This is a genomic window from Flavobacterium suaedae, assembly GCF_014642915.1.
Taxonomy (GTDB): domain Bacteria; phylum Bacteroidota; class Bacteroidia; order Flavobacteriales; family Flavobacteriaceae; genus Flavobacterium; species Flavobacterium suaedae.
On sequence record NZ_BMJE01000003.1, the window covers coordinates 105358 to 123240 of the forward strand.

The following is a 17883-nucleotide window of genomic DNA, read 5'->3' on the forward strand; positions in this document are numbered from 1 at the left end:
CATTTTTAAGGCTGAACATAAAAATAACACTCTTTATATTATAAGACTATTCTTGCATTAAAAGAAAAACCTTATTGTTTTATTTTCATCTGTACGCTAATTATTGTTAAGTAAATTTTAAAATTCTTAACAGAAAGATAAATATGTTAAACATTATAAAACCAAATAGGCTAAACAGTGACAATAACCTAATTTAGTACTAGTAAATTATTAACCTAAAAACAATAGCCATGAATACTAACAGAAAAAAAGTAGCTATAGGTGTTGCAGCAGGTGTTTTAGCACTGGCAGGAGTAGCGACATTACTAAAAAGAAGAAAAGATAAAAAAAGAGCTTACAAAGAAACCGTAGAAGATGCTAAACAGCATATGAAAGGCAAGCTTAATGAACTTCAGCGTAAGGCACAAAAAGACATGAAGAACGCTGAAAACGAAACTGAAAGTGCGGTTAATACTGCTAAAGAGAAAGCAAATAACTGGGTTAACAAAACAGCAAGTGCTTAATTAAAAAATTGTGTTCTTGGTTCAGTAAATGGAAATAAGAACAATGAAGTTAGAAATGTTTTCAGGCTGAACCCTGAAAACCTGAACCTCAACACAACTAAAAAAGGTTGCTCCCTTTCGGGAAGCAACCTTTTTACTTATATAAAGTATAATCGAAGTTTGTATTCTATTTTACATCAATAAATTGTAATTCTCTTCCCTCTGCTTCAAGAGCACTCATAACTGCGTCATAGTTATTAGTATCTACAGAATTCACAAAATAAGCAGGTACTATTACAATTCTAAATGATTGATTACTTATAAATTGGGGAGCTAAAGCAAGATCAAAATTTGCATCTGCATATATAAGCACGTCAGTAGTTGTAAAATTAAAGTCATAATCAACTTCATCTCCACCATCTAAATATAATGTTCTTGGTATTAGTTGCCATGCAGAAAAACCATCGTCAATAACATTTCTATATACTAACACTACATCTGAATCAAAAATTGGCGGGTCTAAAACATATAAACTTTCATACCTTCCGGTACTCGTATTAAACCCAAGGTTAACTCCATTCAGTTGTATATTTTCACCAATAGTGTCGTTATCTACATAAACATCATCGTCGTTGTTACAAGAGGTCAGAGTAAGTGCTCCTACCATTGATAAAAGTAAAAATATCTTTTTCATGTGTATTAAGTTTTTATAGTTAGTAAGCCTAACTCCAAAAACTGAACCAAAAAAATATTTATCGGTAATTTTTTACAATTTTATTTTAAATATATTTGTTAGAATATGGAAAAAAAGCTAAAATTATATATGGTTTTAGTGGGCTGTACGCCCAAAGGTCGTTTAACAGAACAACATGATATTTTTTTCGGGATAGGTACTTCTTTAGAAGAATTACTACCTGACATGTACAGGTTTTGGCCTGAAAGCGGAAAACTGCATGTAGATTCCTGGCGCGAGGTAACCAAAGTAGGCGACTATGCCATAACTATACACGAGAGGACTACAGAAGTACAACCCAATGAACAAAACCAAAAATTATTTTTTATTAACCTTGGCGGTTATAAACCGGGAGATTTTGAAGAATATCACTACAAAAAACTAATTGTAGCAGAAAGCATGGGTGTTGCTGTAAAAAGTGCTAAAAAAACTTCTTTTTACAAACATTACGATTTTGAGGGAGCAGTATCGCATGTTGATGATAAATATGCTCTTGATGCTGATGATCTGCACAATGTAGAAGATGTATTAACCGATACTTTAAAGGAAAAATATACTATAAATATTACCCCTCTTACTTCTCCCATGAGTGAAGACGAGCAACATATAGGCTATTTAAAATTAGGAAAAAACCCACTGCTTACTCCTTAATAATTACAAGTGGCTTACTGTTTTTACTATCTACCTTTATAATATAGGTAGCAGGCTGTAACACAGAAATATCAATAGAAGTTGTTTTGCTAAAAGTATCTTTTAAAATTACTCTTCCTGTCATATCATATATAGTATAGCCAGTGTTTTGTATGTGCTCCGGCATTGTTACTGTTATTGTACCTGTAGCAGGGTTAGGATATACTTTTACATTGTTAGCCTTAAAACTTTCCGTACCGGCAGTACCTTGAAGGTAGTTTTCTAAATAAACAGAAAGATCATAATAATGTAGTTTTTGAGGAATAGTACCTAAAGTTGGGTGCTGTATGCGTTCATTGCTTAAATAATAATCTGTACCGTTACTAGTTGCTATACCCTCTACTTGGTGGAAAGAAGTAGAAACTTGTATTTTTCTTTTGTTGCCTGTAAAAAAATCATTCTCATCATAATCATATAACAAGTAAAAAAATGGTAAAAAAGAACTGTCGTAACCCGATAGTACTACCAGTTTTTTATCTTCAAGATAAGTAGCTCCTGTAATAAGCCCTTCTACACTATGTGTATCTTGTAATTCGGCACTATAAGTACCGGGAATTTTAGGCAGCATATAAACACTTGTTTCCTTGCTTTGCCACTGTTTTGTGAATAAGTAAATATTGTCTTCAAAAGCAATAAAAGCCTCACAGTCAAAATCTGTATTATTCCCTCCTGTGGGTGTAAAGTCAGTTTGATCAGAATAGCTAAAATTTATTATTTCAACCTGTGCTTCATTATTAAACAAATCAGCCTTATTAACTTTCAATATTTTCAGGTCAGTTCTGTTACCATTAGCATTATTACCAAAGTCACCTATATATATGTTGTCTTCATCCTGAGTGATTTCTTCCCAGTCAATATTTGTAACTCCTGGAATTGGGTACACCTCCTCTACCACTCCGGTTTCACTATTTACTTCATACAGGTTCGTATCCGTATTATCATTATGAGTAAGAACCCTATCATCAATTACTATTAAACCTGATGTTTCGGTTAGTTCATCAGGTAATACTACACTGCTTTCAGGCGATACAGTTTCATTTTCATACATACAACTTCCATCATTTTCAGTAGCCTCAGCATTGTAATTTATGGCTAGCGGGTCAGTGCACCCTTCAACCTGCCCGTAACTTTGTAAAGCAACAAATAAAGATAATCCTAACAACATATTAATCAACTTCATAACTCTATTTTTTCAAGTGTTCCTTATGAAGTTACAAAACATATTTCATTTTTCTGAATTATTCCGTTATACCCAAAAATTATAAAAATCCAAAAACCATATTTTCGAATTAATCATTTACCTTTGAACTTTATAAAAAAAGCAAGAGAATATGATTTATAAGTTCAGGGCAATACTGGATATGGAAGAGGATGTTTTCAGAGATATTGCCATAAACGAAGAGGATACACTTGAAGATTTACACAATGCGCTTGTTAATGCTTTTGGCTTTGACGGGCTTGAAGTTGCGTCTTTTTACACCTGTGATGATGAATGGAATCAGGATGATGAGGAAATACCCCTTTTTGATACAGGTGAAGTACCGGGCGAGCAGAAAACCATGGCAAGTTATAAGCTAAACAGTATGCTTGATGAGGACAATACTAAAATAATCTATGTATATGACTTTTTAAATATGTGGACGTTTTTTGTGGAGCTTGCTGCTATAGAAGAACCCGAAAGCGGTATAAGCTATCCGGACCTGCTTTTCTCTCACGGTCAGATGCCAAGTAATGCTCCTGAGGTAAATTTTGAAGCTGAAAACGCTGATGATATATTCAATGATTTTGATGATGACCTGGATGATGATGATTTCGATATGCTAGATGGCGACATCCATTTTGATGATAATAACTGGAACTAATAACGCTTTTACCCTTATTTCTGTTAACATACAATGATAAACCTGTTTAATACTCATATTGAAACCCTTTCTGTACATAGGGTTGGCAATAAAAGTCGTAATGAGGCTATTTTCCTTTCAGAACAGCCTTATAACCTTAACGACGAAATAACACCACTTTTAAAAGAGTACTTTTTTAAACCCTTTAGGGATAAAGAAGAAAATTACTTTCAGTTTGCGCACGATGTAGATTTAGACTACCATGAAATGTATAAATATGCAACAGAGATTTTTACTAATCCTGATAATGCGCATGAAGTATCTAAAAATATAACCAAACACCTTTTTGAGCAGTCTAACCACCCGCACATTAAAAATGGTGAGGTATACGTTACCTACTTAACTAATGTAAGTATTGATAATAATGTAGTTGATGCTATAGGTGTTTTTAAAAGCGAAATAAAAGCAGATTTCCTTCAGTTTGAAGAAAAAGACACTAACCTTGAAATAATTTTACAACAGGGTATTAACCTTAATAAACTGGATAAAGGTTGCCTTATATTCAACTACAAAAAAGAAGAAGGGTATAAAATTTTAACCATAGACAGTAACCGATATGATGCACGTTACTGGCTGGAACATTTCCTTTCGGTTGATGCCTTTCAGGACGAAAACTTTAAGACCAAAAAATACATGAAGTTAGTACAGGACTTTGCTAAAGATGTTGTACTGCCTGCTGAGGATAAAAAAGAGGAGGTAATGTTTATGAACCGTTCGGTTAACTACTTCGCTAAAAATGATGAGTTTGAAGAAACAAACTTTTTAAATGAAGTACTGGATAACCCAGACTTAATACCGGAATTTAAACACTATAAAACCGAAAAAGCACCAAAATACAGTATTGAGGATGTTACAAACTTCCCTATTGCTAATGCTGCGGTAAGTGATGCACGTAAAAAAATAAAGAATATTATTAATCTGGATACTAACATACAGATTAAAATGGACTTTGTAAACCCTGAAAGTGCCGAAAAATTTGTAGAAAAAGGCTGGGATGAAGAAAAACAAATGTACTACTACCTTGTTTACTTTAATAAAGAACAAAAAAGCTAATAAAAGCTTAAATAATAATACTAAAAAGGGGCTAATGCCCCTTTTTTTGTTAAACGCATTATAAACATTATATCATATATCGTTTTTTTCCGTTATTTCGCAACAGATTATACAAGTTGTTCAGAAGGAAGGAGTCGAAAAAATGTACTTGAAATTTAAATTGTTTATTGTTTTTTTACTGCTGGCTATTGCTGTGCCTGCCACTGCACAGAACGATAAAAAGCAAAATGACTCTATTAAAAAGCAAGAGCAACATAAGGAAATGTATAATGATATACAGGAATACTCTCGAAAAAGTAAATTCACCAAATTCCTTCATAAACTTATCTTCAGACCTGTAAGAAAAAAAGAAGGTTCTAATAACCGAAAAGAAATAAAGCGTAGTACTCCCGAAATGCAGAATACTTATAAAGAGTATGAAGGGAAAATTATTCGCAATATAAAAATAGAAACATTAGACCCTTTTGGTTATTCTATAACCGATACCGTTAGAAAACCTGACACCTGGTTAGAAAAATTTGGTAATGATGTCCATTTAAAGTCTAAAGAATTTACAATAAGAAACCTACTGCTATTCAAGAAACATGAACGACTGGACTCTTTATTAGTTAAAGAATCAGAACGTCTTATTCGTACACAGCGTTATACCCGTAGGGTAGCTATAAAAGCATTACCTACAAGCAGCAAAGACTCTGTTGATGTATATATAAGGGTTATGGATTCGTGGAGTTTAATACCCAACGGCTCTATTTCAGGCTCAAGCCAGTCTGCTGAACTTACAGAACGTAATTTCCTCGGCCTAGGACACGAATTTGAAAACAGTGTTACCAATCAATCCGGCGGAGATGTAACTTACCTTGCCCGATACAGGATTAATAACTTTAAAAATACTTATATAGACACTGAAATTAATTATGAAATATGGCAAAATGAAAATTCTTTAAAAAGTGTTAGTGTACAACGTGAATTTTTCTCTGCTTTTACCAGAGTTGCCGGTGGTGTGTATGTAGAAGAACGTTTAGTACGCGATTCGTTACCCAATGCTCAAAACGTATGGGAAATGCAAAACCTGAAATCAGAAGCTCAGGATTATTGGGCTGGTTATTCATTTAAAATTTTTAAAGGCTTTACAGAGGAAGACCGAACCACAAACCTTGTTACCACAGGACGGTTTTTCAATCAGGTATATAAAGAATCTCCCAGTATTGAATTTGACTCTATCAACTATTATTCAGATGAAAAACTATATCTGGCCAGTGTGGGGGTTACTTCCCGAAAATTCGTTCAGGATAAATTTCTCTTTAATTATGATATTGTAGAGGATATACCTATTGGTAAAGTATATTCAGGAACTTTTGGGGTGCAAAACAAAAATCACCAAAACCGATTGTACTTAGGGGCACGTTACGCCTTTGGTAACCTTTACAAATGGGGCTACCTGAGTGCAAATGCAGAGGTGGGTTCTTATTTTTATAAAAAGCAAGCTATGCAAAGCGTTTATCGTTTGGATATGCTATACTTTACCAATGTTAGGGAGTGGGGGAACTGGCGTTTCAGGCACTTTATAAAACCAACATTAATATATGGTGATAACAGAGCACCTATAATAACCGACCAGTTAAACCTTGAAGGGGGTACCGGTATTCCCGGGTTTAACAGCAGAACAACACAAGGAACCAGAAAATTACTTCTTACTATACAAACACAATCCTACTCCCCTTGGAATTTATCCGGGTTTAGGGTTAACCCGTTTGCAAACTTTACAATGGGGGTACTGGGCGACAGCCATAACAGGCTAACTAAAAGTAAAGTATATAGCAAAATAGGAGTAGGTGTACTAATTTACAATGACTATTTAGTGTTTAACAGCTTTCAGCTATCAATTGCTTTTTATCCCTACATACCGGGGCAAGGTTACAATATATTCCAAACCAACACTTTAAAAAATGATGATATAACATTGCCTGAATTCCAAATTGGCAGACCTGTAACTGTTCCTTATGAATAAGAAATAGCCTGAAAAGTAAATTTTATTGCTTTTCCTGTAACACTATCAGCACATTATCGTCCAAATAAGTAACAGACCTTAAAACCAGTTATATTTTGGATACCATTTTAACTATTGATAACCTCCAGAAGAGGTACGGAAAAGTACAGGCATTAAAAGGCATTTCCTTTGAAATAAAAAAAGGAAATGTTTACGGAATTTTAGGACCTAACGGAAGCGGAAAATCAACAACTTTGGGAATTATACTTGATGTAGTTAATAAAACTTCCGGTAGTTATAGTTGGTTTGGCGGTACCAGTAATACTCAACAAGCCTTAAAAAAAGTAGGAGCAATTATAGAGCGCCCTAACTTTTACCCATACATGACGGCATACCAAAACTTAAAACTGGTATGTGATATAAAGCAAATACCGTACAGCAAAATAGACGAAAAGTTACAACTGGTTGAACTTATTGAAAGAAAAGACAGCAAGTTCCGTACCTATTCACTGGGTATGAAACAAAGACTGGCTATAGCCTCTGCCCTGCTTAATGACCCTGAAATACTAATACTGGATGAACCTACCAATGGGCTTGACCCGCAAGGTATTCGCCAAATAAGGGATATCATCAGGAAAATTGCAGCAACAGGTACTACTATATTACTGGCATCTCACCTTTTAGATGAAGTTGAAAAAGTATGTACCCACGCAGTAGTATTACGTCGTGGCGAAGTGTTGTATACAGGTACTGTTACAGGTATGACATCAAATGAAGGCTTTTTTGAATTAAAAGCTGATAACTTACCTCAAATGAAAGAGGCTTTAGCAAACCATCCCGCAGTAACTAATATCGAAGAAAAAGACGATAAACTGGTAGTAGTATTAAGCCAGCCTGTAGCGGGTAGCGAACTTAATCGTTACTTATTTGAAAAAGGTATTTGCCTTAGCCACTTAGTACTGCAAAAACACAGTCTGGAAGAACAGTTTATTCAATTAACTTCAACTAAAACAACTAATTAATAATGAAACGCCTTTTAAATATAGAACTCCAGAAACTTTGGAAAAACAGATCCAGTAAAATACTAATAATAGCCTACTTTGTATTGCTTTCATTTATAGCAATGCTGGCTTCTGTTAACTTTAAATTTATAGGTCTGGATTTCCGCCTTGCAGATCAGGGAATATTTAACTTCCCTTATATATGGCATTTTAATACTTATATAGCTTCTATACTAAAAATATTTTTGGCTTTAGTCATAGTATCTATGATGTCTAATGAATATACCTATGGCACACTAAAACAAAACCTTATTGACGGGTTAAACAAACAGGAATTTATACTATCAAAAGTACTTACAGTAATTTTATTTGCAGTTGGGTCTACTATTTTCATATTCCTTCTGTCACTAATACTTGGTTATAATTTTTCATCCTATACCGAAGCATCAATTATGTTTTCGGATATGGGATACATTGCCTACTATTTTCTTAAACATGTAGCATTTTTCTCTTTTTGCTTATTTGCAGGCATACTAATTAAGCGCTCTGCATTTGCAGTAGGGTTTATTATTTTGTGGCAAATAATAGAACTTATTTCATGGTGGGTATTAAGATGGTTTATTATAAACGACGGTCCGCAAACAGATAAGGTAATACAATTTTTCCCTTTCATGTCTATGGCAAACCTTGTAAAGGAACCTTTTTCACGATTTGAGGCATATCGTGCACTGGAAAATATTAACTCAAATGGTGTAGTGACAGAAAAGTTTTACGGAACGCACTGGTATGAGATAATAATAGTGTTAGCATGGACTTTTTTCTTTATTTTTATGTCATACAGAATACTGAAAAAGAGAGATTTGTAGTATCTTTGCAGCCGCAATGAAAATAAAGTCGGCATATTATATTACGTTCTTATTGTTCACGATGCTATCTTACAAGGCATCAGCACAATACATACAAGTAGATGATAGTTACACAGCACAGGAATTAGTTGAAAATGTTTTAGTAAACAGCCCCTGTGCTTCGGTTTCCAACTTTACCGTATCAGGCGGTAATTTTGGTAATGGTGTACAAAGCTATGGTTATTTTTCAGGTAGCGGTACTTCGTTTCCCTTTAATAATGGTATTGTTTTAAGCACTGGTAGAGCCACAGAAACCGAAGGACCTAATACTTCCTTACTGGACGATGGCGGTAATATAAACTGGCCGGGCGACAATGATTTGGAAGATGCATTAAACATTAACAACTCCATAAACGCTACCATACTTGAATTTGATTTTGTTCCGTTGGGTAATAAAATCAGTTTTGATTATATGCTATCCTCAGAAGAATACCATGACACTGCACCATGCAATTATTCTGATGGTTTTGCTTTCCTTTTAAAAGAGGCAAATACTGATGCCCCTTACCAAAACTTAGCCGTTGTACCCAATACAGATATCCCTGTAAAAGTAACATCGGTTCGTCCTACCATACCGGGGGCTTGTTCTGCACAAAACGAAGAATATTTTGATGCTTTCAACGGTTCGGAGCACCCTACTAACTTTAACGGGCAAACTAAAGTTATGCAGGCACAAGCAAGCGTAACGCCCGGGGTACAATACCATATAAAACTGGTAATTGCTGATGAAGGGAATTATCGTTATGACTCTGCCATATTTTTAGGTGGCGGCAGTTTTGATGTTATTACTGATTTAGGCCCTGACAGACTAGTAAGTACAGGTAACCCACTTTGTGAAGACGAAGTATTAGAACTCAATACAGGGTATGATAATGCTTTAAGCTACCAGTGGTATAAAGATGGAAATGCAATGGCAGGAGAAACTACTACCAATTATACTATAACCACACCGGGAGTGTACAGTGTTATTGTAGAATTAACCACAGGCTGCTCTACCGAAGGAGAAGTTACTATAGAATACACCACAAATCCTGATGTAGTAACTACAAGCCTTATACAATGTGATGATAATAACGATGGGCTTACTACTTTTAATCTTGAACTGGCAAATCCTGTAGTTACTAATAATGACGACACCTATAGCGTTACCTATTACGAAAACTATACTGATGCGGAAAATGATATAGACAGGCTTCCATCTTATACTGCCTATAATAACAATATCCCTAACCAAGAGGTATATGCACGAGTTCAGAACGAGTTTGGTTGCTATAGTGTAAGTACTATTACCTTAACAACATCTGCTAATGGTGTAACCAACCCTACCCCAATTACAAGTTGTGATGAAGATGATACTGAAGACGGTTTCTATACTATAGACCTTACCCAGCGAAATGACGAAATATTGCAAGGGCTTCCTGCTAACCTAGAATTACATTATTATCTTTCTGTAGAAGATGCACTGGAAGCGACTAACCCTATTGCCGACCCTGAAAACTTTACCAATACTATTGCGGGAGAACAAACCGTATATGCTCGTATATTTAATGGTAGCGAATGTTATGGTATAGCAGAGCTTGATATTGTTATATACACCTTCGGCAACAATGGCGCGGAAGATGAAATATACTTATGTGACGGAAGTACTGTTACACTAAACCCAGGCAGCGAGTTTACATCTTATATATGGGATACCGAAACTACGCAGACTACCCAAACCATAACAGTAAATACTCCCGGCACCTATACTGTTACTTTAACCAACAGTTTAGGATGTATAGGTACACGCACCTATACCGTATTATTATCAGGCAGGGCTACAAATGCTACTACAGTTATAGAAGATTTTACAGGGGGAAACAGTAACAGCATAAGTATACTACCGGAAGGTGAAGGTGATTATGAATACTCTCTTGATGGTGTTACTTATCAGGACAGTCCAACTTTTACAGGTTTAGCAACAGGTGAGTACATTTATTACATAAGAGATAAAAACGGGTGTAACCCAATCTATACTGATGAAGTGTATATACTGGATTACCCTAAATTCTTTACGCCAAATGGTGATGGTGTTAACGAAACATGGCGAATACCGTTTTTAAACAGCAGACCATCAATTCAAGTTACTATTTTTGACCGTTTCGGAAAAATTGTTACCGGTTTTAATGGTCGTCAAAGCAACGGCTGGGACGGAAAACTACTGGGTAAAAACTTACCTGCTACTGACTATTGGTTTACAATAAATCTTGAAAACGGGAAAACTATTAAAGGACACTTTGCGCTAATCCGTTAATTTTTATATTTTTATAAAAAAATTAACAGATGAAATCCGTGAAAAACACTTTCCGGAACATATTGTTGCTATTCCTGCTATCCACCAACCTTTATGCACAAACAGACTGTCCTGATGCTATTGTTGTTTGTGGTAATCATGACTATTATGGGCTTGATGCTACCGGTATAGGCGTACAGGAACTTGGTGCTAACGCTTGTGCAAGTGTGGAGCATAACAGCCTGTGGCTTAAAATAATGATTAAAGATGGCGGTACACTTGGCTTTGTTATTACTCCCGAAGAAATAGATGACCTTGTAGTTGATTTCGACTTTTGGCTTTTTGGTCCTGATATAGAATGTAGTGATTTACCTACAGCAACTGCTATCCGATGTTCTACCACAAACCCATTAGCGGCGGGGTTAGATTATAACCTGACGGGAATGAACGAAGAGTCAACGGAAGTCTCAGAGGGTCCAGGTCCTGATGGTGACTCTTTTGTACAATGGATAGAAGCCGAAGATGGCGATATATATTACTTAGTGATTGACAGACCGCACGGTTCTTCTAATTTTTCATTAGAATGGACAGGTACCGCAACCTTTCACGATATTCCTGTTTTTAACAACCCTGACAACATACCGCTTGGCATTACAGAATGTGCTGATGAAAACACTGATGAAGGTGTTGCAACATTTGACCTTACCACCTATGCCGAAATGTTTATTGGTGAGCAAACGGGTGTAGCACTTACCTATCACCTAAGTGAAAACGACATGATAACAGGAGAAAACCCTATAACTTCTCCCGAAGCGTATAATAACATTGGTAATCCGCAAACCATCTACATGAAAATGACTGATGTGGTAACAGGGTGTTTTTCTAATGAAACCTATGAAATAAATGTACTGCCAAGCATTGGTGAACCTGATAATCTTGAAGAATGTAGCGATACCGGTTTTGCTGTTTTTGATTTTTCAACAAATGATATTCCTATAGCAAATGGCAATACTGATGTTACTATAACCTATCACAACAGTTTAGAAAATGCTGAATTGGAAACAGGAGTTCTAGATACCTCCTACCAAAATCAGGTAGCTTACGAAACGGAGGAAATATGGGCTAGAATGGAAAACAATACATTAAGCTGTATTGACTATGTTAGCTTTACAATATCGGTATACCCTATACCTGCTTTTGATGTTGCTCCGCCTGACATTACGCTGTGTGATGATAATGTACCTGATGGTTTTACCGATTTTGACCTCACAGTAAACGAATCGTTACTGCAAGGAAATCAGGATGATATTGTGTTTAGCTATTATGAGGATATGGAAGGCATCCCCGCCCCTAACCCTATAGCTGTCCCAACAGACTACCCAAGCGTAGAAAACCCTCAGCTGATACACATAAAAATAGAAAACAGTGAAACAGGCTGTTTCAGTATGGGTACATTTATGCTACACGTTACACCAAGTGTAGGCTTACCGCAGGACATAGAAAGGTGCGATAGTGATGATGGCTTTATAATTTTTGATTTAAGCGTTAATGATGAACTGCTGCAAAACAACATTCCGAATGCGGAAATAAGCTACCATAACTCACTAATTGATGCTCAAAATAATGAATCTCCTATAGGACCACTGTATGAAAATCAAGTACCCTATATTATGGAAACAATATGGGTAAGGTTTTACAATCCTGATAACGGTTGTGTAAATTATACTGATTTTAATATTATACCGGTACTACCACCTGAATTTGAAACTGTACCTGATATTACAGGTTGTGATGGCGACGGAACAGATGATTTAATTACTGAGTTTGATTTAACTGTAAACGAAAGTAGTTTTATTAGTGATGTTTCAAATTACACCTTTAGTTATTTTGAAGATAATGGCGGTGTACCTGACACCTCCCCTATAGCAACACCTGAAGCATATACTAACCTAGACAGCCCGCAAACCATTCATGTGGTAATGACTAATGTTAATTCAGGGTGTTCTGCTGCCGAATCATTTACCATACAGGTAACTCCAGGCGCAGGAGAACCCGAGGATTTATATATATGTGATGACAGCGGAATAGCAACATTTGATTTATCAGAAAATGAAGCGACCATAATTAATGGTATTTCACCTGCTGCTGTTAGCTACTACTTAAGCGAAGAAGACGCTGAAAACAGTGAAAACGCGATAGGAACTTCATACACCAACAGTACACCTTTTGAGCCCGTAACTATATGGGTAAGATTAGATATTCCTGATATTAACTGTCATAATGTGGTATCATTTACAGTTCAGGTAGTACCTGAACCTGTAATAAACAATCCTGATAATCTTGATTTCAGCCTTACCTTATGCGATAGTGATGGTATAGATGATTCATCTACAGCATTTAACCTTACAGAATATGAAAGTATTTTTATAGGTGAACAGACTAACGCTGTAGTAAGCTATCACTTAACCCCAGATGATGCTGAAACAGGTGACAATCCTATTACTTCACCTGAAAGTTTTGCAAACACCAGTAATCCGCAAACTATATATGTAAGTCTTACTGACACTCGTTCTAAGTGTTATGCTAACACATCATTCACTATTACAATAGATGATGTATTACTTACAGGAGAAGCTGAAAACATGGAGCTTTGTGATGAAGATGATAACGGAATACAAAGTTTCGATTTATGGCAAAACAATGATAGCATTTCAAATGATGATGATAATATCGAAGTAACGTATTACACCTCGCAATCTGATGCTGAAAACGGAGTGAATGCTCTAAATCGTTTTTATGAAAACCAAGAACCTTATATTGGTGAAACAATATGGGCAAGAATAGAATATATTGAGGGATGTTTCGGTCACGGCATAACCAGTTTTACTATTAATATAATTCCACCTTTAAGCTTTGAACATACCGAAGACATTGTAGATTTTACTGTAAATGAAAATTCTATTCAGATAAATATGCTGGATGATCCCGACGCCTACGAATATTCACTTGATGATATAAACTATAGCAGCAACCGCTATTTTAGCAACTTAATACCGGGAATATACACCATATATATCCGCTCTTTAGATGGCTGTAAAACCATAAGTTTTGAAGTACCCATACTTAATTACCCTAAATTCTTTACCCCAAACGGAGATGGAGCTAATGAAATATGGAATGTAGAGTACATCCGTTTTTATCCTGATGCACGTATTACTATTTTCGACAGATATGGCAAACTCATTAAAAGCTACAGAGGCAAGCAAATAGGCTGGGATGGTACTTACAACGGAGAAAACCTTCCTGCTACTGATTATTGGTTTAAATTAGAGTTTAGTAACGGAAGAGTTATTAAAAGCCATTTTGCAATGATTCGTTAATTTTTTTAAAATTCTAATTAAATAGCAGCAAATTCTAATTTATAACATACAAAACTATCAACACTCAGTATATTACTCCTAAAAACATATACCTTTGTCTGTCCAATAAATAAAAATGAAACTATATACCACCTCCTTATTATTTCTGTTTTGTATTACTACTGCTTTTTCCCAGGGAGAAGCTAACAACTGGTATTTTGGTAATAATGCCGGAATACAATTTCTTGAAGACGGCTCCGTACTACCTTTAAACGGCGGTCAAATGACTACCAATGAAGGTTGTAGTACTATATCAGACCCTGATGGCAACCTGCTTTTTTATACTGACGGGCGAAATGTTTGGGATAAAAACCATATAATAATGCCTAACGGTAACTACAGTATGGGTACAGGCTTAAATGGCGACCCTTCCAGTACACAATCGGGTATTATAGTACCAAAAAAGGGTGACCCTAACATTTATTACATTTTTACAGTTGATGAACCTCACCATCAAAATGCAGGCGCATACCCGGACCAATTTACAGGTACTTATATAGAAACAGGAGGAGTAACAGGAACAGTACCTACCGATGATGATGGGTTTAATAACGGGTTTAATTATTCCGTAGTAGATTTATCTTTAACCGGAACTAATGGTAGTATTGGTGATATTACGACACGAAACGTACAATTATTTACCTACGATCCTACAAATATTGATGAAGCTAAATATAAATGTTCAGAAAAGATAACAGCGGTTAAAAATGCTTCTAATACAGGATTTTGGGTTATAACCCATTTTTTAGACAAATTTTATGCTTTTGAAGTAACTGCTGATGGTGTTAATGAAACCCCTGTAGAAACAACTATAACACCCCTTATAAATACTTTAGGATACAGAAGAAATGCAATAGGTTATCTTAAAGCATCTCCTAACGGAGAAAAGCTCGCTATTGCACATAATCAAAACGGCACAGTAGAAGGTGGAGCAAGTAATAATGGTTCTGTATACTTATATGATTTTGATAATGCAACAGGAACAGTTTCTAATGCTATACTTATAAAGGATAATGTTAACCCATATAGTATTGAGTTTTCGGCAGAAACTAAAAAACTGTATGCTGCTTATGGTAGCTCAGGAATAGGAGAGCTCTTTCAATATAACCTTGAAGAAAATAACATACCCGCATCTGAAGTTTTTATAAGCTCATTAAGTAGTGGCGGCACAGCCCTGCAACTTGGTCCTAACGGAAAAATATATCGCTCTAACATTGGGCAAAGTTCATTGGGTGTTATAAATAACCCTGAAGAAGATGGTTTAGCTTGTGATTATCAAGTAAATGGAGTTACATTATCGCCCGGCATGCTTGCCACGTTTGGTTTACCGCCTTTCATTACCTCTATATTTTCTGCTGAAATAGAATTTTCCAATACCTGTTTTGGAGATATTACTGAGTTTAGCCTTGATGCTTTAGGTGAGTTTGATTCAGTAGAATGGGACTTAGGAGATGGTACAACCTCTACCGAAAATGCTCCTGAACACCAGTATGATACTGCGGGAGATTATGAGGTAACAGCGGTAATAACAAAAGATGAAGAGGTGTTTACAGTTATAAACACTGTAAGAATACATGTTGTCCCTACAGCTAATGATGGCATCACTCTTATAGAGTGTGATGATGATAATGACGGTTTTACTACATTTAATCTTACGGATAATGATGCGAATATTTTAGGTACACAAAGCAGCACATCATTCAACGTGAAATATTACGCCTCTGAAGAAGATGCTGAGGGGAACAATAACGCTTTAAATGCTACAAATTTCACCAATACTGAAAGCCCTCAAACACTATATGCCAGAATACAAAACAGAGCTAATACTGCTTGCTATGCCATAACATCTTTTAATATAGATATATCTAACACACCTGAACTGAATGGTAATAGTTTTAGTATTTGTGATGATGCCGAGGATGGAGATGATACTAATGGCAAGGCTACTTTTAATTTAGCAGAGATTACAGAAGCATTAGTACAGGATACTGATAATTACAGTGCAACGTATTATGCCACTGAAATTAATGCAGAAAATGAAAGTGCTCCCCTGGACACAGAGTTTTATAATACTACTGCTAATGAGCAAATTATATATATACGCGTAGTAAACGATAGTAATACTAACTGTTTTATAATAGAGCCTGTAACATTAACGGTAATTCCGCTACCTGATGTAGTTACTAATGCTGCGCTAATTCAGTGTGATTTAGGCATAAACCCTGATGGTATTACACAGTTTAATTTAGAAGAAGCGAACGAACAATTCATTAATGGTAACCCTGATTTAGTTACAACCTATTATGCAACGGAAAATAATGCTATAAGCGATACCGATGCTATAACAGGTGCTTACACCAACACAGAAAACCCACAAACTGTAGCAGTACGGGTAACTAATACCGCAACAGGCTGTTACAGAGTTTTACCGCTTACCCTACAAGTAAGTGTTAATACCGCACCTGCTATTATATTAGATAACTGCGATGATGATGGCACAGAGGATGGTTTACATAGCTTTAATTTAGAAGATGCAGGTATTGAAAACGGAACCGATGTTATTGTATATTATGCTAACGCAACTGATGCGTTACTGGAGCAAAATGCAATAAGTACTGATTACACTAATACTGATCCTTATGAACATAGTGTATATGCCCGTATAGAAAGTAACAATGAATGTACTTTACTACAGGAAATAAAACTAATAGTACATGAGTTACCTGATATTGAAACAGAAGCCGAAGCCATAGTATGTAATAACACACAGGAATACATTACACTAACCAATGGTTTAAGCGATAATCCTAATTTATATACTTACCTGTGGTCTACCGGGGCTACAAGCCGAACTATAATGGTGAATGAAGCAGGTACTTATAGTGTAACCGTAACTAACGGCAATGGTTGTGAAAAAGTAAGAACAATAACCGTTACAGCTTCCGATGAAGCAGTAATAGAGGATGTTATAGTTACCGACCTTACAGATAATAATACTGTAACCATAATAGCAACACCAGCCACCGAGGTTAATACCACATATCAGTACAGTATAGATATGCCAAACGGTCCTTTCCAAACATCAAACTTTTTTGAAGATGTAAAACCGGGTATACATACAGTATATGTAGTTGATGAAAAAGGTTGTGGTATTGTAAGTAAAGAAATTTCAGTATTAGCTATACCTAAGTTTTTTACTCCTAATGGAGATGGTGTGAATGAAACCTGGAATGTTATTGGTATAAAATCATCTTTATACGAAAAAAGTAATATTTATATTTTTGACCGTTACGGTAAATTTATTTCGGGAGTAAAACCTAACAGCATCGGCTGGGATGGTACACTTAACGGTAGAAGGCTTCCCGCTACTGACTACTGGTATGTAGTAGAACTACAAGACGGAAGAATAGTAAAAGGGCATTTTAGTATGATTAGGTAAT

At 35.7% G+C, this 17883-nt stretch carries 12 protein-coding genes; 10 read left to right on the forward strand and 2 right to left on the reverse strand.

What is annotated here, in order from left to right:
- The first annotated feature begins 230 nt into the window (after window positions 1-230).
- Window positions 231-503: a mitoguardin gene (locus IEW45_RS06270; protein ID WP_188620382.1), complete on the forward strand. Its 273-nt coding sequence runs from the start codon at window positions 231-233 to the stop codon at window positions 501-503.
- 166 nt (window positions 504-669) lie between these two features.
- Here IEW45_RS06270 and IEW45_RS06275 read toward each other — a convergent pair whose 3' ends face one another.
- On the reverse strand, window positions 670-1176 hold the full coding sequence (locus tag IEW45_RS06275; protein ID WP_188620383.1) for a hypothetical protein: 507 nt from the start codon (window positions 1174-1176) through the stop codon (window positions 670-672).
- Window positions 1177-1281: 105 nt separating this feature from the next.
- Between IEW45_RS06275 and IEW45_RS06280 the strand changes: the two genes are divergently transcribed.
- Window positions 1282-1866 carry a DUF1543 domain-containing protein gene (locus IEW45_RS06280; RefSeq protein WP_188620384.1) on the forward strand — a complete coding sequence of 195 codons (585 nt, stop codon included), beginning with the start codon at window positions 1282-1284 and terminating at the stop codon, window positions 1864-1866.
- On the opposite strand, the gene IEW45_RS06285 is transcribed toward IEW45_RS06280, so the two are convergent.
- The gene (locus IEW45_RS06285; RefSeq protein WP_188620385.1) at window positions 1856-3085 is read right to left on the reverse strand and encodes a T9SS type A sorting domain-containing protein; all 1230 of its coding nucleotides are present in this window, start codon (window positions 3083-3085) and stop codon (window positions 1856-1858) included. The genes IEW45_RS06280 and IEW45_RS06285 overlap by 11 nt on opposite strands.
- A 151-nt stretch (window positions 3086-3236) precedes the next feature.
- Here IEW45_RS06285 and IEW45_RS06290 point away from each other — a divergent pair, with 151 nt between their 5' ends.
- The 8 genes from IEW45_RS06290 to IEW45_RS06325 all read left to right on the forward strand — a co-directional run bounded on the left by IEW45_RS06290 (window position 3237) and on the right by IEW45_RS06325 (window position 17882).
- The gene (locus IEW45_RS06290; RefSeq protein WP_188620386.1) at window positions 3237-3767 is read left to right on the forward strand and encodes an IS1096 element passenger TnpR family protein; all 531 of its coding nucleotides are present in this window, start codon (window positions 3237-3239) and stop codon (window positions 3765-3767) included.
- A 33-nt stretch (window positions 3768-3800) separates the two neighbouring features.
- The gene (locus IEW45_RS06295; RefSeq protein ID WP_188620387.1) at window positions 3801-4859 is read left to right on the forward strand and encodes a nucleoid-associated protein; all 1059 of its coding nucleotides are present in this window, start codon (window positions 3801-3803) and stop codon (window positions 4857-4859) included.
- A gap of 148 nt (window positions 4860-5007) precedes the next feature.
- On the forward strand, window positions 5008-6867 hold the full coding sequence (locus tag IEW45_RS06300) for a BamA/TamA family outer membrane protein (protein ID WP_188620388.1): 1860 nt from the start codon (window positions 5008-5010) through the stop codon (window positions 6865-6867).
- Between the two features lie 95 nt (window positions 6868-6962).
- Window positions 6963-7868 (forward strand): ABC transporter ATP-binding protein, encoded by a 906-nt coding sequence (locus IEW45_RS06305; RefSeq protein ID WP_188620389.1) that lies wholly within the window; start codon window positions 6963-6965, stop codon window positions 7866-7868.
- A gap of 2 nt (window positions 7869-7870) precedes the next feature.
- A complete protein-coding gene (locus tag IEW45_RS06310; protein ID WP_188620390.1) occupies window positions 7871-8713 on the forward strand; it encodes an ABC transporter permease in 843 nt (280 codons plus the stop codon).
- A 61-nt stretch (window positions 8714-8774) separates the two neighbouring features.
- The gene (locus IEW45_RS06315; protein ID WP_188620391.1) at window positions 8775-11045 is read left to right on the forward strand and encodes a T9SS type B sorting domain-containing protein; all 2271 of its coding nucleotides are present in this window, start codon (window positions 8775-8777) and stop codon (window positions 11043-11045) included.
- 29 nt (window positions 11046-11074) lie between these two features.
- Window positions 11075-14404 (forward strand): T9SS type B sorting domain-containing protein, encoded by a 3330-nt coding sequence (locus IEW45_RS06320; protein WP_188620392.1) that lies wholly within the window; start codon window positions 11075-11077, stop codon window positions 14402-14404.
- 115 nt (window positions 14405-14519) lie between these two features.
- The gene (locus IEW45_RS06325; protein ID WP_188620393.1) at window positions 14520-17882 is read left to right on the forward strand and encodes an FIDD domain-containing protein; all 3363 of its coding nucleotides are present in this window, start codon (window positions 14520-14522) and stop codon (window positions 17880-17882) included.
- Window position 17883 lies beyond the last annotated feature (1 nt).

Bases quoted from the DNA above. Each gene is read 5' to 3' on its own strand.
- IEW45_RS06270 (WP_188620382.1), top strand. From the start codon at position 231: ATGAATACTAACAGAAAAAAAGTAGCTATAGGTGTTGCAGCAGGTGTT.
- IEW45_RS06275 (WP_188620383.1), bottom strand. From the start codon at position 1,176: ATGAAAAAGATATTTTTACTTTTATCAATGGTAGGAGCACTTACTCTG.
- IEW45_RS06280 (WP_188620384.1), top strand. From the start codon at position 1,282: ATGGAAAAAAAGCTAAAATTATATATGGTTTTAGTGGGCTGTACGCCC.
- IEW45_RS06285 (WP_188620385.1), bottom strand. From the start codon at position 3,085: ATGAAGTTGATTAATATGTTGTTAGGATTATCTTTATTTGTTGCTTTA.
- IEW45_RS06290 (WP_188620386.1), top strand. From the start codon at position 3,237: ATGATTTATAAGTTCAGGGCAATACTGGATATGGAAGAGGATGTTTTC.
- IEW45_RS06295 (WP_188620387.1), top strand. From the start codon at position 3,801: ATGATAAACCTGTTTAATACTCATATTGAAACCCTTTCTGTACATAGG.
- IEW45_RS06310 (WP_188620390.1), top strand. From the start codon at position 7,871: ATGAAACGCCTTTTAAATATAGAACTCCAGAAACTTTGGAAAAACAGA.
- IEW45_RS06315 (WP_188620391.1), top strand. From the start codon at position 8,775: ATGCTATCTTACAAGGCATCAGCACAATACATACAAGTAGATGATAGT.
- IEW45_RS06320 (WP_188620392.1), top strand. From the start codon at position 11,075: ATGAAATCCGTGAAAAACACTTTCCGGAACATATTGTTGCTATTCCTG.
- IEW45_RS06325 (WP_188620393.1), top strand. From the start codon at position 14,520: ATGAAACTATATACCACCTCCTTATTATTTCTGTTTTGTATTACTACT.